Origin of the sequence: Mesorhizobium sp. B2-8-1 (genome assembly GCF_006440955.1) — a bacterium.
Classification (GTDB): domain Bacteria; phylum Pseudomonadota; class Alphaproteobacteria; order Rhizobiales; family Rhizobiaceae; genus Mesorhizobium.
The window spans coordinates 512,112-526,116 of the sequence record NZ_VFTX01000002.1; the positions used below are offsets into that span (position 1 = coordinate 512,112).

Sequence of the window (14,005 nt, forward strand, 5' to 3'; positions counted from 1 at the left end):
GAATCCTGTCAAGCCGCGTAGCGTGCGGCTGGCTTGTCGGCGTGCAGGCTGCCGTAGAAGGTCTGCCGGGCGCCAAGGAAGGCGTCCAGCTTGGCCGTATCGGCAAGCGCGGGCACGGTGACGGCTTCGCCCCTGGCCAGGCCGACAAGGGCAGCATCGACCATATCGTCGGCGGTCATGATGATTTCCTTCGGAAGCTGGTCGATATCGCTTCCCGCGACTTCCCAGAAATCGGTCCGGGTCGCCCCCGGCAGCACCACCTGCGCCTGGACGTCGGTGCCGGCGACCTCGCGCTGCAGGGCTTCGGTGAAGTTGACGACATAGGCCTTGGTGCCGCTGTAGATGCCGCCGAACGAGGTGTCGAAGGCCAGCACCGAGGCGATGTTGACGATAGCGCCGCGGTTGCGCGCCAGAAATCCCGGCAGCACCGCGCGGGTCAGGCGCGTCAAAGCGATGACATTGACCTTGATCATGCGTTCAGCCGCATCGGCGTCCGCCGTCGCAACCACCTGTGCACCACCAAGCCCGGCATTGTTGACCAACAGCGTGACGCTGTCATCCGTCGATACCGCCCGCTCCACCCGCCGCACATCATCGTCGTCGGCCAGATCGGCACTGATCACGCTGACCTTGCGGCTGTAGGCATATCGCAGCCTTTCAGCCAATTCCTCGAGCCGGTCCGCGCGGCGCGCCACCAGCACCAGGTCATAGCCCTGCCCCGCCAGCCGGTCGGCATAGACAGCGCCGATGCCGGAGGAAGCGCCGGTGATGACGGCGGTGCCCTTGTTCTCATTCTTGCTCATTGTCCTGTTCCTTTCGCGCTCTTCGCTCTGGTTCGGCTTCGACGGATGCGCCGGCTGCCGAGCTTCTCGATCGTCAATTGGTGGCATATGCCACTTTCGGCGAAGTAGGTATATGCCACTATCTTGTCAACGGCGGCCGCGAAAACTATTTCTGCGGCAGGCTGGCACAGGCTTTGCCAGCGAGGAGTTGACATGACCGATCTTCAGCAACCGGGATTCAGCCGGTGCAACAATGCCACCTTGCGGCGCACCGCGCGCAGGCTCGGCCGCTTCTACGACGACGCGCTTGCGCCTTCCGGGCTGAAAGGCACGCAATTTGGCCTGCTCTTTCAGATCAGTGCCAGCAGCGAACCGGCGATGGGGACCGTTGCCGAGGCGCTGATCATGGATCTCTCGGCGCTCGGCCATACGCTGAAGCCGCTGGTCCGCGACGGCTATGTCGAAACCTTCCCCGATAAGGACGATCGCCGCGTCAAGCGCGTCCGGCTGACGCCGCACGGCCAGGCCAAGCTCGAAGAGGCGATCAGGCTGTGGAGTGTCGCCCAGCAGCGCTTCGAGGAGATGATCGGCGCGGAGCAAGCCGCGAAGCTGCGTGCGACGCTGGATGATGTGGCCTCTCTGGATCTCGAAACGCCGGCGGCCGCTCCCTCAAGCTGAAGCGGCCGCGAAAGAACCAGTGACGAAAAGCTCGGCGCCCTCTACTCCGCCGGCATGGCGACCGGCCGCGCCAGCATCCGGCCGGCCAGCACGATGCCGAGCCCGACGACGGGGAAGACGGCCGCGATGAGGCCGAGATCGGCCGGACCGCCATAGCGCAGCACGGCGCCGCCAACCACCGCGCCGAGTGCCACGCCGAGATAGAGCGCCGAGGCGTTGAGCGACAGCACGATCGGGGCAGCGTCGGGGGCGAGCTTGATGATGCGGCTCGCCTGCGCCGGCGGGAAGGCCCAGCCAACGATGCCCCATGGCACCATCATGCCCATCAGCGCCGGCCCGGCGAGATGATGCGGCAGAAAGGCCGGGATCAGCGAGAAGGTGACGAGCATGGCAGCGCTCAGCGCCAGCGACCAGCCGACGGTGCGCGTAGCGCCGAAGCGGTCCGCGGCCTGGCCGCCGGCGATGTTGCCGATGACGGCGCCGACGCCGAAGGCGAGCAGCATGCCGGGCAGCGCTATCGGGGAGAGCCCGCTGGCTTCGATGGCCAGCGGCGCGATGAAGCTGAACACGGTGAAGGCGCCGATGAGGGCAAGTGTGGTCGTCACCAGGATCGGCATCACGCCGGGACGCATTGCCGCCGCCAGCCGGCGCTTCAGCGGCAGCTTGGTGCCGATGATGCCGCGCGGCAGCCGATACCAGAGGATGGCACCGGCGAGCGCACCAAGGCCTGCGATGGCATAGAACGTGCCGCGCCAGCCGGCTATCGCCGCGACCAGCGCGCCGAGTGGGGCGCCCACCGCTACCGCCACCGTGGTGCCGCCGACGACGACGGCAATGGCGCGGGCCCGGTGATGGTCATCGACCAGCGCCACCGCCGTGCCTTGCGCGGTCGCCGCGAACAGGCCAGACGACAGCGCCATGATGATGCGCGCGGCGAGCAGCACTTCGAAGGAGGAGCTCAAGGCCGCGGCAACGTTGCCGATGACGAAGAACACCAGCGTCCACAGGATGACGCGGCGCCGGTCCCATTCGCCGGTCAGCGTCGCCAGGATCGGCGTGCCGACCGCATAGGCGAGCGCGAAGGCGGTGATCAGCGTGCCGGCGAGCGGAACGGAGATGCCGGCATCCCTGGCGATGTCGGGCAGAAGGCTGGAGATGACGAAGCCTTCGGTCGAGATCGCAAACGATCCGAGCGCAAGCCAGAAGATCCGCTTGTCCATGGCGATGTGTCCTTAGTTCAAAGGTTATTGAACAATTGGACATAACCCGGCAGGATGTCAATGAAGCCAGGAAAAAATAGCACAACCATCCTGACAGCCCTGTGTCAGCACGGTCGTGAAAGGGAGAGCGGTGTGCACGGCAGACGCGGAGCGGGTGCGTTGAAATCGGCCGGAACTGTGCTTAGGTTGCAGCCATGAGCCTGCCACATCCCAATACGGACCAGATCAGCCTGCCGATCGTGCTCGCCGTGCTCGGCGACCCGACGCGGCTGGCGATCGTGCGTTATCTCGCCAGCAAGGAAGGCGTGCCGCTGAACTGCAGCAAATTCCTCGATCTCGCCTCGAAGACCAATCTGAGCTACCACCTGGCAAAGCTGCGCGAGGCCGGCGTGACCCGCGCAGAAGTGGCCGGCACCAACCGCATGATCACGCTGCGCCGCGCCGATCTCGATGCCCGCTTCCCCGGCCTGCTCGACAGCATTATTGCCGCCGCAGGCGACGATCCGGCGCTGCCGGCGGTCGGCGGCCATGATATCGAAGTGACGGCCTGACTCGCGGGATCTGGGTTATCGCCCCCACGGTAGTGGGGAGAGGAAACGCTGCCTCACAACCGGAGCTCCCCATGCGCATCGCTGTCCTCGCCGATATCCACGGCAATGTGCTGGCGCTTGACGCCGTGCTCGCCGACCTCGAGCGGCGCGGCGGTGCCGACCTCACAGTCAATCTCGGCGACAGCGTTTCGGGTCCGCTCTGGCCGCGCGAGACGTTTGCGCGGCTGGAAGCGCTGAACCTGCCGACCGTGCGCGGCAATCATGACCGCCGCATCGCCGCCGATCCGGCCGATGAGACCATGTGGGCCTCCGACATCTACGCGCGGGAACGGTTGACCGGAGCGCAGCGCGAGGTGCTGTTCGCGCAGCCTCTGACGCTGGAGATCGCGCCCGGCGTGATCGCTTTCCATGCCAGGCCCGATCATGACGAGAAATACCTGCTCGATGCGATCACCGATGGCCGGCTGGTGCGTGCGCCGCTGGCGGCGATCCGGCGGCGGTTGAAGGCGCTCGATCCGGCCTGCCGCCTGGCCCTGTGCGGCCATAGCCACCGGGCCGAACTGATCCGCTTGCCAGGCGGTCCGGTGATCTTCAACCCGGGCAGCGTCGGCTGTCCCGCCTATGAAGACTCGACGCCGCCGGCGCATTCCTCCGAGCAGGGCGCGCCGCATGCGCGCTACGGCATCGTCACTTCAGGCGAGCCCGGCCGGCCCGACCGTTTCGAGGCCATCGCCGTCGACTATGATCACGAGGCGGCCGCCGGCCAGGCCGAACAGGCGGGACGGCCCGAATGGGCCCATGCGCTGCGAACCGGCTTCATGCCCGGCTGAATGCTCTTCGCATTCATGCCGCCAGGCTGCTCTCTCCCCGCTCCTCCGATGATCGCCTTCACGCAGATCCGTCCCTGCCGGAAGAAAATCTCGCTTCTGGACATGGCGCAGCGTCGTCGCCTATAAAATCGGCTTCGCGTGTGGCGGCGTTTTCGTATCTGGCGGTGCCTTTGGCAATGCAATCTATCGGCCACGGCGAAGCGATGAAACGCCGGTCTACGTTCCGAACGACGCTCTTCGCGCTGATCGCCGCTCCTGTGCTTCTGACGGTGGCCCATGCCGAAGATGGGCCGTTCATCTCCATCGTCACCGGCCTCGCTCCCGACGATCTCCTCAACGTCCGCGCCCATCCGTCGCCGATCGGCAAGACCGAGGCGCGGCTGGCCAATGGCGCCAGCGTGAACAATCTCGGCTGCATCGACGTAGACGGCCGGCAATGGTGCAAGGTCGAGGCCGAGAACCCGAAAATCAGCGGCTGGACCCCTGCCCGCTACCTGAACCCCGTCAATCCGGCTTCGCCGCCCGATCCGGATCAGGCGGATGGAGGCCAGGCGCTCGACGCAACGGCCGGCCCGACGGCCGCTCCGCCGCCCGCGTTGCCGCCCGACCTGACGGCGAGGCTGGGCGGAGCCGACAACGCGGCTGCAACCACGCCGAAATCCGCGGCGGCAGTTGCCATGCAGGATGCTTACGGCCTGGCGCTGGTGGCGAATGAACCGCCGCCCACTGGGGAGAATCCGCCTCAGGCGGAGGCCAGCGCCGGAGGCGCCGCCATTGAAATTCCCTGTGCGCGCAATGTTGGCCAGCCGATGACCCTTTGCGCGGCAAGCGTCGAGCACAAGGGCAGCGACAAGGCCGACGTCACCGTGACCTGGCCGGACGGCGGCAGCCGCGTCATCTCCTTCTACGGCGGCCTGCCCGCAGGTTCCGACGGCGACAGCGATTTCCGCTTCACCCGCGAAGGCAGCCTCAGCATGATCCGCGTCGGCATCTCGGAGCGATTCGAGATTACGGACGCGGTGGCGTTTGGGGATTAGTTTGGAAGGCAATAGGGCAGTGGGGCAGTAAGGCAATATGTGAAGTGCCTGGAGTGACTGCCCTACTGCCCTACTGCCCTACTGCCCTACTGCCCTACTGCCCTACTGCCCTACTGCCCTACTGCCCTCATTTTCGGGGTTACATCCCGCAAAACTCTTCCCTATAAGGCCCTCCTAGCCTGATACCAGAATCGCAAGCACAACCGGCCGGGTCTCCCGTCCCGGTTTTTCGTGCAAGCCGCTCGCCGAACGGAATTCATAAAGATGCCAAGACGCACCGACATCAAGTCGATCCTGATCATCGGGGCCGGCCCCATCGTCATCGGCCAGGCCTGCGAATTCGACTATTCCGGCACCCAGGCCTGCAAGGCGCTGAAGGAAGAGGGTTTCCGCGTCATCCTGGTCAATTCCAACCCGGCCACCATCATGACCGACCCGGAACTGGCCGACGCCACCTATATCGAGCCGATCACCCCCGAGGTCGTGGCCAAGATCATCGCCAAGGAGCGCCCGGATGCGCTGCTGCCGACCATGGGCGGCCAGACCGCGCTCAACACCGCGCTGTCGCTGCGCCGCATGGGCGTGCTGGAGCGCTACAATGTCGAGATGATCGGCGCCGACGCCACGGCCATCGACAAGGCCGAGGACCGGGCGCTGTTCCGCGAGGCGATGAAGAAGATCGGCCTGGAAACGCCGAAGTCGATGCTGGCCAACGCCACCGACGTCAAGAATGCCGACCGCAAGACGCATGAGGCCGAGCGCGCGGCGCTGAAGGCCGAAAAGCCCGACAATCTCGACGCCGCGCTCGACGCGCTGGAGACAAGCTGGAACCTCGGCGAAGGCGACCGCAAGCAGCGCTACATCAGCCACGCCATGGCGATCGCCGCCCAGGCGCTCGACCATGTCGGCCTGCCCGCCATCATCCGCCCCTCCTTCACCATGGGCGGGACCGGCGGCGGCATCGCCTACAACAGGGCCGAATTCTTCGACATCGTCCAGTCCGGCCTCGACGCCTCGCCGACCACCGAAGTGCTGATCGAGGAGAGCGTGCTCGGCTGGAAGGAGTACGAGATGGAGGTCGTCCGCGACAGAGCGGACAATTGCATCATCGTCTGCTCCATCGAGAACATCGATCCGATGGGCGTGCACACGGGCGATTCGATCACCGTCGCCCCGGCGCTGACCCTGACCGACAAGGAATACCAGATGATGCGCAACGCCTCGATCGCGGTGCTGCGCGAGATCGGCGTCGAGACCGGCGGCTCCAACGTGCAGTTCGCCGTCAATCCGGCCGATGGCCGGCTCGTCGTCATCGAGATGAACCCGCGCGTCTCCCGCTCCTCGGCGCTGGCCTCCAAGGCGACCGGCTTCCCCATCGCCAAGATCGCCGCCAAGCTAGCCGTCGGCTACACGCTGGACGAGTTGGAGAATGACATCACCGGCGGCGCCACACCCGCCTCGTTCGAACCGAGCATCGATTACGTCGTCACGAAAATCCCGCGCTTTGCCTTCGAAAAATTCCCCGGCGCCGAGCCGGTGCTGACCACCGCCATGAAGTCGGTGGGCGAAGTGATGGCCATCGGCCGCACCTTCCAGGAATCCCTGCAGAAGGCTTTGCGTGGATTGGAGACCGGCCTCACCGGTCTCGACGAGATCGAGATCCCCGGCCTTGGCTCCGCCAACAGCGCCGACGACCGCAACGCGATCCGCGCCGCCTTGGGCACGCCGACGCCCGACCGGCTGCGCATGGTGGCGCAGGCGATCCGCATGGGCACCTCGCTGGAAGACGTGCACGCTATGTGCAAGATCGATCCGTGGTTCCTCGAGCAGATCGCAGGCATCCTCGCCATGGAAGCCCGCATCCGGGAGCACGGCCTGCCTGAGGACGCCGCCAATCTGCGCATGCTGAAGGCCATGGGTTTTTCGGACGCCCGCCTCGCCTCATTGACGAAGAGCGACGTGGAAGTCGTTCAGAAGATTCGTGAAAAGCTCGACGTTCATCCGGTTTATAAGCGCATCGACACCTGCGCGGCCGAGTTCGCGTCGCCGACCGCCTACATGTACTCCACTTATGAAGTGCCCTTCGCCGGCGCGCTCGCCAACGAGGCGCAGGTGTCGTCGCGCAAGAAGGTGGTCATCCTCGGCGGCGGTCCGAACCGCATCGGCCAGGGCATCGAATTCGACTATTGCTGCTGCCACGCCGCGTTTGCGCTGCGCGACGCCGGCTACGAAGCGATCATGATCAACTGCAACCCGGAGACGGTGTCGACCGACTACGACACCTCGGACCGGCTCTATTTCGATCCGCTGACGGCGGAGGACGTGCTGGAGATCCTGCGCGCCGAGCAGGCGTCGGGCGAGCTGGTCGGCGTCATCGTCCAGTTCGGCGGCCAGACGCCGCTGAAGCTCGCCGACGCACTGGAGAAGGCCGGCATCCCGATCCTCGGCACCTCGCCCGACATGATCGATCTGGCGGAGGACCGCGACCGCTTCCAGAAGCTGCTGCACAAGCTCAACCTCAGCCAGCCGAAGAACGGCATTGCCTATTCGGTCGAGCAGGCCCGCCTCGTCGCCGGCGAGCTCGGCTTCCCCCTGGTGGTGCGCCCCTCCTATGTGCTGGGCGGCCGCGCCATGCAGATCATCCATGACGAGGGCATGCTGCAATCCTACCTGCTCGACACCGTGCCCGGCCTGGTGCCGGAGGACATCAAGCAGAAATACCCCAACGACAAGACCGGCCAGATCAACACGCTGCTGGGCAAGAACCCGCTGCTGTTCGACACCTATCTCAGTGGCGCCATCGAGGTCGATGTCGACTGCCTCTGCGACGGCAAGGCGACCTTTGTCTCTGGCATTCTCGAGCATATCGAGGAGGCCGGCATCCATTCGGGCGACTCGGCCTGTTCGCTCCCCGTTCACTCGCTGCCTTCGGAGCTGGTCGACGAGTTGGAGCGGCAGACGGCGGCCCTTGCCCGCGCGCTCAATGTCGGCGGTCTGATGAACGTGCAATACGCGATCAAGGACGGCACGGTCTATGTGCTGGAGGTCAACCCGCGCGCGTCGCGCACCGTGCCCTTCGTCGCCAAGACCATCGGACGTCCCATAGCGAAAATCGCCGCCCGCATCATGGCCGGCGAGAGCCTGGAAGACGCCTTCGCCCATTATGGCGCCATGCCCGACCCGCGCAATCCTGGCCACATCGCGGTCAAGGAAGCCGTCTTCCCCTTCGCCCGCTTCCCCGGAGTCGACATCCTGCTCGGTCCGGAAATGCGCTCGACCGGCGAGGTCATGGGCCTCGACCGTGATTTTGCCCTGGCCTTCGCCAAGAGCCAGCTCGGGGCGGGTGTTGATCTGCCCCGCTCCGGCACGCTGTTCGTCTCGGTGCGCGACGAGGACAAGAAAGGCATCCTACCGGCGGTCAAGCGCCTCGCCGGCCTCGGCTTCAAGGTGATGGCCACCTCAGGCACCGCCCGCTTCCTCGCCGAAAACGGCGTCGTCGCCGAGAAGATCAACAAGGTGCTGGAAGGCCGCCCCCACATCGAAGACGCCATCCGCAACCGCCAGGTCCAGATCGTCTTCAACACGACCGATGGCCAGAAGGCGGTGTCGGACTCCAAGTCGCTGCGCAGGGCAACGCTGATGCAGAAGGTGCCGTATTATACCACGCTGTCGGGTGCCGCCGCGGTGGCGGAAGCGATTGCGGCGTTGAAGGCGGGGAGCCTGGAGGTGCGGCCGCTGCAGGAGTATTTTGCTTGAGGATTAGCTGGCTTAAAAAATCCGAGTGAGGAGCCATCAAGGCCCAGACTGGGCGCTAACTTATCCACCCAACCTACGTTACGTCGCTTACTTCAAGCGCTCATATCGATTGATCTCGATCCTCTTCCAAGAACTTCTCGTACACACTCGTTCCAAACCCCGGTTTTCGGTCCTTCGATTCCAAAATCTTCGACAAGAGAGCACAAACATGCTGGAGGCAGATTATCGGAATTCTTGAGGTATCGTTTTCATCTCGCCAGATATGTGTTCCGCCATAAATTGGCCGAACATCTTCCTTGTCACCATAGCAATACTCTATGGATCCACGGTTAACACCAAGTATTGGAAGCGTCCATACTACTGCAATGTCTATCTCTCTGGGGTTTTTCTTCTTACTCTCAAAATCATCAATTAATGCCGAAAATGCATATTTGAACTCGAGCACCTTGCCCACGCCATCAACGGTGTTTTCCGTATCTCTCCGTGAAAGCGGATCACTGTATGAATCCGTGCCGTCTCCATGATTAACGTCGAGCAAACCGTCATATCGCGCAGAGCCCGATAGTGCCCTGACCCGATAACCTTTCAAGAACTGCTTAGCTATCATCGCGCCAAACAAATAAATAACGTCATTTTCGCTATCCGGATCCACTTCAAGGGGTGAAGGCGAATCCGCAAGCTTGAATAAATGGCGCACAATGGATTGCTTGGAACGGTTTTCGACACTCGACAGCCATGCGGATAGATCGGTCGCGATGTCCGGGCGATCCTTAATTCGCATAGCCCATCGGAACTCGCTGACGACAGTCATCATACGAACGCCAATTTTTCTCACGACTTCGGCAACGGACTCATTGGCAGGTATCTTTCGACCAACATCCAGCTCCAACCTCGAAAATCCAATAACACAATGGGCTTGGCGTCCAAGTCCTTGATTGGATGTGAGGTCAAAATCCAAGGAACGGCCCTGAGGAACACCGTCTACAGATAGCCTAATCCATATCTTATAGGCGCGGCCCGACAGCCGCTTCTATTATTGATCTCCTTTAGGACGTCCGTCGAGTACGCAAAGAATATCTCAACGAAATCCAGGTGATCCTCTATGAAATTTACTTCATCATCTGAAAAATCAATTTTAGGTTCTATGTTAAGTATCTGATCTTTTGCCAGAACCTCATGTACAGCCTGATACTTTCTATTATGTCTTGTTTTAGAATGATCCGGTGTATTTTCGATATCTTTTATGGAATGAGCAACCTTTAAAACCTTGTGAGGGAACGGATATCCTAGCTTTTTTTCCTGCGGATTCCATTCTCCTGTACGCCACGTCGCAGAATGCACATCTCCGTCTCCGCGATCCAGCACAAACTCAACTTCAATCTCTACCTCTACACCACCGGCCGAGCGGGTGCGCCCTAGAGATGTTCGACAGCAAAGGAAAAAAGCCCAGTGCTCTATTTCTAGATTGGCGTCATCCTCTTTCCGAACGACGTAAGTTAGGCTTGAAGGTTTCCATGCTGGGTCAAAATAATAGACAACTGCAGTGCCATGCTCCGCCGAATTTCGATTGACAACGGCTTGGGGAGCATCGAACTCCCCATTCACTATTGGCAACGGGGCGGTATCGTTAAGGACCCATTGGAGCGAACCGATAATGCCAGCAGCACTGGCGGTCCCTGTAGGATCGACTGTACGAAAACTTATTCGATTGGACGCCGCGAAGAAAAAAGAGGCCCCGACTCCCTTGTAGCCAACGGTTTTGCCCATCTTTTTCAAGGATGAAAAACCGGGAGCTGTGAATTTCGCCGCAGTCTCGGGACTCATGCCGATCCCATTATCTTGGACTGCAAAATAATGAGACTCGTTACTCCTTCGCCCAAGAAATATCGTAAGATTAGGCGACCTATTTTGATAAAGACCTGTATCGTAAGCTGTCCTTATCGCGTCCATAGCGTTTTGAATTATTTCTGTAAAAACGTCTGCCTCATCCGCGTACGAAGTCAATAGATTTCTTAGATCTCTTTTCTTAATAAGCCTATTCTCATCTGGGCTCATTTGAGAATTCAGACCAAATACATCAAGATTTACTATCCGCCCCCATTTGCGCAACGTCTCTGCTCTGCTGCAAGTCACCATAGCGAGGGGACCGAAGCGCCGCAATCTCGGTTGAAAGAAGGCAAGCTCGTCCACCGGCAAGCTTTTCTGCCAACCATTTAGGCTATGGCGCGGGTTGACAAGGCAGAACGAGGGTAATCCTATTCACTCACAGCCTGCACCCGACAGAAAAATTTCCCCTCACCCCACCGCCACACACTCAATCTCGATGTCAAACTCCATCGGCCAAGAAGCCACCGGCACGAAACTCCGCGCTGGCGGGTTCACGCTGAAGTACTTCGCATAGACCCGGTTGATCGCGTTGTAGAAGCCGGAATTGACGGCGTAGATGCGCACCATCACCACATTTTCGAGCGAGGTGCCGGCCGCCTCCAGGCAGTGCTTCAGCGCCTTGAGCGATGCCTCGGTCTGCGTCTCGATGTCGCCGCGCACCATCTCGCCGGTCACCATGTCCACCGGCGGGGTCGCCGAGATGAACACGAAGCCGTTGGCCTTGACCGCTGTCGAACAGGGCAGGCCGAGCGCCCGCACCTTGGCCGACATGACGGGCACTTCGATGAGTTCTTTCTTCATGGTGGTGCTCCCTGGGTTTGGGGGAGCTTATAGTGCCGGCCGGGGAACGCCAGCGCCGACCCGCAGTCCAGAGCCGGAACTCGTCCCTCGCCTGCGAAATCTCGTCGGGCGCTCCCCCTCTCCGTCCCGGCTTCGCCGGGCCACCTCTCCCCCATTTCATGGGGGCGAGGAAAAGCCAATCACTGAGGTCGCGACACCGGAACGCTTGGGTTCCTCGCCCCCACAAGGTGGGGGAGAGGTGGCCCGGCGAAGCCGGGACGGAGGGGGGCTGGCGCCGACGCGTTGTCCAGCCTTCACCCTTGCCCCGGATAAGGCGTGCCGTCCTTGTGCAGGAAGCGTCCATCCGAACTCGGACTAATCATGTCGATGTCGGAGCAGGTGATGACATCGTCCGGGTTCCGCGATCCGACCTCAAGGTAGCGCGCCGTCGTGGATGACCGGTTGATGAGATGGTGGCCGTTGCCGCTGTTCTTGGCGAAGGTGGCACAGTCGCCGGGCTTGAGCAGCGTCTCGCCGCCATCCTCGACCTGCGTCAGCTCGCCTTCCAAAACGTAGACGAACTCGTCCTCGTGGCTGTGCCAGTGGCGCTGGCTGGACCAGCCGCCGGGCGGCAGCGTCATCAGGTTGACGCCGAAATCGGTGAGCCCGCCGGCATCGCCAAGCCGGCGGCGCGTGCGATCGACGCAAGGGGCATCGAAGGGCGCGGGGTAGCCCGAGCCCTTGCGGATGGGCAGGGATGCGAGGCCGAGTTTGGGCATGGGTGCTCTCGGGGTGGTGGTGCGGCAGTGTAGTGCCACGCATGCCTGGGAAGAACCCTGTTGCGATATGTGAGCCGTCGCGCCCTACGGCGCCCCCCTCTGTCCTGCCGGACATCTCCCCCTCAAGGGGGGAGATTGGCAGCTTCGGCCCCGGCGCTCTTTCTGCCCACGCCGAAAATTTGGCGAAAGCATTCGCAACAGCCAATCTCCCCCCTTGAGGGGGAGATGTCCTGCAGGACAAAGGGGGGCGCCGTAGAATGCTATCGTCTGCCGTTCAGCTCCTGTCGAAACACCCTCACCCCTGATGCGCCGCGCCCAGTTCCTTCACATGCTTCTCGTGCATCTTCAGCGTCGGCAGCGTCTTCTTGGCGAATTCCTTCATCGCCGGATCATCGCCCGATTGGGCGTAGGTGCTGAAGAGCGCGACGGCGTCCTTGTGAGCTGCTGTCTGCATCATGATGTATTTGGTATCGAAGTCCTTGCCGCTGGCGGCCTTGAGTTCGTCGAGCTGGCCCTGTTCTTTCGGCTGAAGCGCCGGGCCGGCCGGCTTGGTCGAGGCGGTGGTCTGGCCCTGCGCGAGCGCCGCCTTGAAGTCCTCGCCGGCCTTGGTGTGGTCCTTGATCATCTGTTTGGCGAAGGCCTTGACGTCGGCCGACGCCGATTTCTGCTCGGCGAGCTTGCTCGACTGGATCTCGAACTCGTTGGCGCCGGGCACCGTCTTGATGAAGGTCTGCGTGTCGACCTTGCTGTCGGCCGCCAGCGGCGTCGTTTGGGCGGTGGATTGGGCAAGCGCGGCGGGCGCGGCGGCGAGCAAGGCCGCGGCGGTCATGGTCAGAAGCGTTTTCATCTGCAATCTCCGATCGGAATGGTTCCCTCGGGATTCCAACGCCGCAGATGCACGGAAGTTGCGCCGGGCGCCTTGCCGTCAATGGCAGCATGCCTCGCCATATTGCAGCTGCTCGTGCCAGTTCGACCGGCCCTCCGGGGTGAAATCCATCAGGTTCCACAGGATCTCGCAGGTGCCGATGGCGCGCGGGTCCTGGCCGGGTTCGGGCGGCGCGAAGCCGAGTTCGGACGACCAGAAATGCCTGATGCCGTCAGCGTCGCGGTGGAACACCGAGAGCAGCGGGATCTGCGCACCGTCGGCATCCTCGGCGTTGTAGTCGCGCTTGAAGCTGTTGGAGGCCGACGACACCAGCCGCATGTTCTTCCAGCCACGGTCGCGGCCGAGCGTGACGAGGTTTTCGAGCGCCGTTTTCGCCACCACGGCGAAGTTGAAGCCGGCCGCCTGGAGATGGCCGACGGCGCCGTCGAACTGGTCGAGCAGCGCCGTGCAGGACGGGCATGGCTGGTCCGGCCGAGCCAGCTTCGCCGTGCCGCCCGTCATTGCCACGTCGCGCGTCTCCTGCGGATGGCGCGGAAACATCATCTGGTAGAGGATCAGCGTGTCCTTGCCGGGTGCGAACAGTTGCGACAGCTTTATCTCAGCCGCCCTGCCCTCGGCATCCAGCCCATCAAACACGTAATCCTGTGGCACCAGCCCGCCCGGCGGCAACGCGCGGCGCGCCACGGCCACATCCTCCATGGCACGGCGCAGCTCGATTTCCTTCTTCAGCAGCTTTTCGCGGGCGGCGCGGTATCTGGCGGATTCGTTGGGGAAGGTGATCATGATCGGCTCCTTGGTCACAGCGCCGGCGTCCCGGCG

13 protein-coding genes are annotated in these 14,005 nt (G+C 62.6%); 5 read left to right on the forward strand and 8 right to left on the reverse strand.

The window, feature by feature from the left end; translation table 11 throughout:
• Window positions 1-8: 8 nt before the first annotated feature.
• Window positions 9-803, reverse strand: a complete 795-nt coding sequence (locus tag FJ428_RS06795) for an SDR family oxidoreductase (RefSeq protein ID WP_140879115.1) — start codon at window positions 801-803, stop codon at window positions 9-11.
• A gap of 192 nt (window positions 804-995) precedes the next feature.
• On the opposite strand from FJ428_RS06795, the gene FJ428_RS06800 reads away from it, so the two are divergent.
• Complete coding sequence (locus FJ428_RS06800; RefSeq protein WP_140495930.1) at window positions 996-1,460, forward strand: MarR family winged helix-turn-helix transcriptional regulator; 465 nt, start codon at window positions 996-998, stop codon at window positions 1,458-1,460.
• Window positions 1,461-1,501: 41 nt separating this feature from the next.
• Here the strand turns inward: FJ428_RS06800 and FJ428_RS06805 are convergent, their stop codons facing one another.
• Window positions 1,502-2,680, reverse strand: coding sequence for an MFS transporter (locus FJ428_RS06805; protein ID WP_140516769.1), 1,179 nt, complete (start codon window positions 2,678-2,680; stop codon window positions 1,502-1,504).
• A gap of 194 nt (window positions 2,681-2,874) precedes the next feature.
• Here FJ428_RS06805 and FJ428_RS06810 point away from each other — a divergent pair, with 194 nt between their 5' ends.
• From FJ428_RS06810 to carB, 4 genes are all read left to right on the forward strand, one after another.
• The gene (locus tag FJ428_RS06810) at window positions 2,875-3,231 is read left to right on the forward strand and encodes a helix-turn-helix transcriptional regulator (RefSeq protein ID WP_140495932.1); all 357 of its coding nucleotides are present in this window, start codon (window positions 2,875-2,877) and stop codon (window positions 3,229-3,231) included.
• Between the two features lie 71 nt (window positions 3,232-3,302).
• Window positions 3,303-4,061: a metallophosphoesterase family protein gene (locus tag FJ428_RS06815; protein ID WP_140879116.1), complete on the forward strand. Its 759-nt coding sequence runs from the start codon at window positions 3,303-3,305 to the stop codon at window positions 4,059-4,061.
• Between the two features lie 203 nt (window positions 4,062-4,264).
• Window positions 4,265-5,098 (forward strand): SH3 domain-containing protein, encoded by an 834-nt coding sequence (locus tag FJ428_RS06820; protein WP_140879117.1) that lies wholly within the window; start codon window positions 4,265-4,267, stop codon window positions 5,096-5,098.
• A gap of 264 nt (window positions 5,099-5,362) precedes the next feature.
• The gene (gene carB, locus FJ428_RS06825) at window positions 5,363-8,854 is read left to right on the forward strand and encodes a carbamoyl-phosphate synthase large subunit (protein WP_140686115.1); all 3,492 of its coding nucleotides are present in this window, start codon (window positions 5,363-5,365) and stop codon (window positions 8,852-8,854) included.
• Window positions 8,855-8,954: 100 nt separating this feature from the next.
• On the opposite strand, the gene FJ428_RS06830 is transcribed toward carB, so the two are convergent.
• From FJ428_RS06830 to FJ428_RS06855, 6 genes are all read right to left on the reverse strand, one after another.
• Window positions 8,955-9,812, reverse strand: coding sequence for a hypothetical protein (locus FJ428_RS06830; protein WP_140879118.1), 858 nt, complete (start codon window positions 9,810-9,812; stop codon window positions 8,955-8,957).
• A 23-nt stretch (window positions 9,813-9,835) separates the two neighbouring features.
• Window positions 9,836-11,044, reverse strand: a complete 1,209-nt coding sequence (locus tag FJ428_RS06835) for an ATP-binding protein (protein ID WP_140879119.1) — start codon at window positions 11,042-11,044, stop codon at window positions 9,836-9,838.
• A 105-nt stretch (window positions 11,045-11,149) separates the two neighbouring features.
• Window positions 11,150-11,542 (reverse strand): RidA family protein, encoded by a 393-nt coding sequence (locus FJ428_RS06840; RefSeq protein ID WP_140516779.1) that lies wholly within the window; start codon window positions 11,540-11,542, stop codon window positions 11,150-11,152.
• A 293-nt stretch (window positions 11,543-11,835) separates the two neighbouring features.
• Complete coding sequence (locus tag FJ428_RS06845; RefSeq protein ID WP_140879120.1) at window positions 11,836-12,300, reverse strand: cupin domain-containing protein; 465 nt, start codon at window positions 12,298-12,300, stop codon at window positions 11,836-11,838.
• A gap of 295 nt (window positions 12,301-12,595) precedes the next feature.
• Complete coding sequence (locus tag FJ428_RS06850; RefSeq protein WP_140495937.1) at window positions 12,596-13,147, reverse strand: DUF4142 domain-containing protein; 552 nt, start codon at window positions 13,145-13,147, stop codon at window positions 12,596-12,598.
• Between the two features lie 78 nt (window positions 13,148-13,225).
• A complete protein-coding gene (locus FJ428_RS06855; protein WP_140556004.1) occupies window positions 13,226-13,969 on the reverse strand; it encodes a DUF899 family protein in 744 nt (247 codons plus the stop codon).
• Window positions 13,970-14,005: the final 36 nt, after the last annotated feature.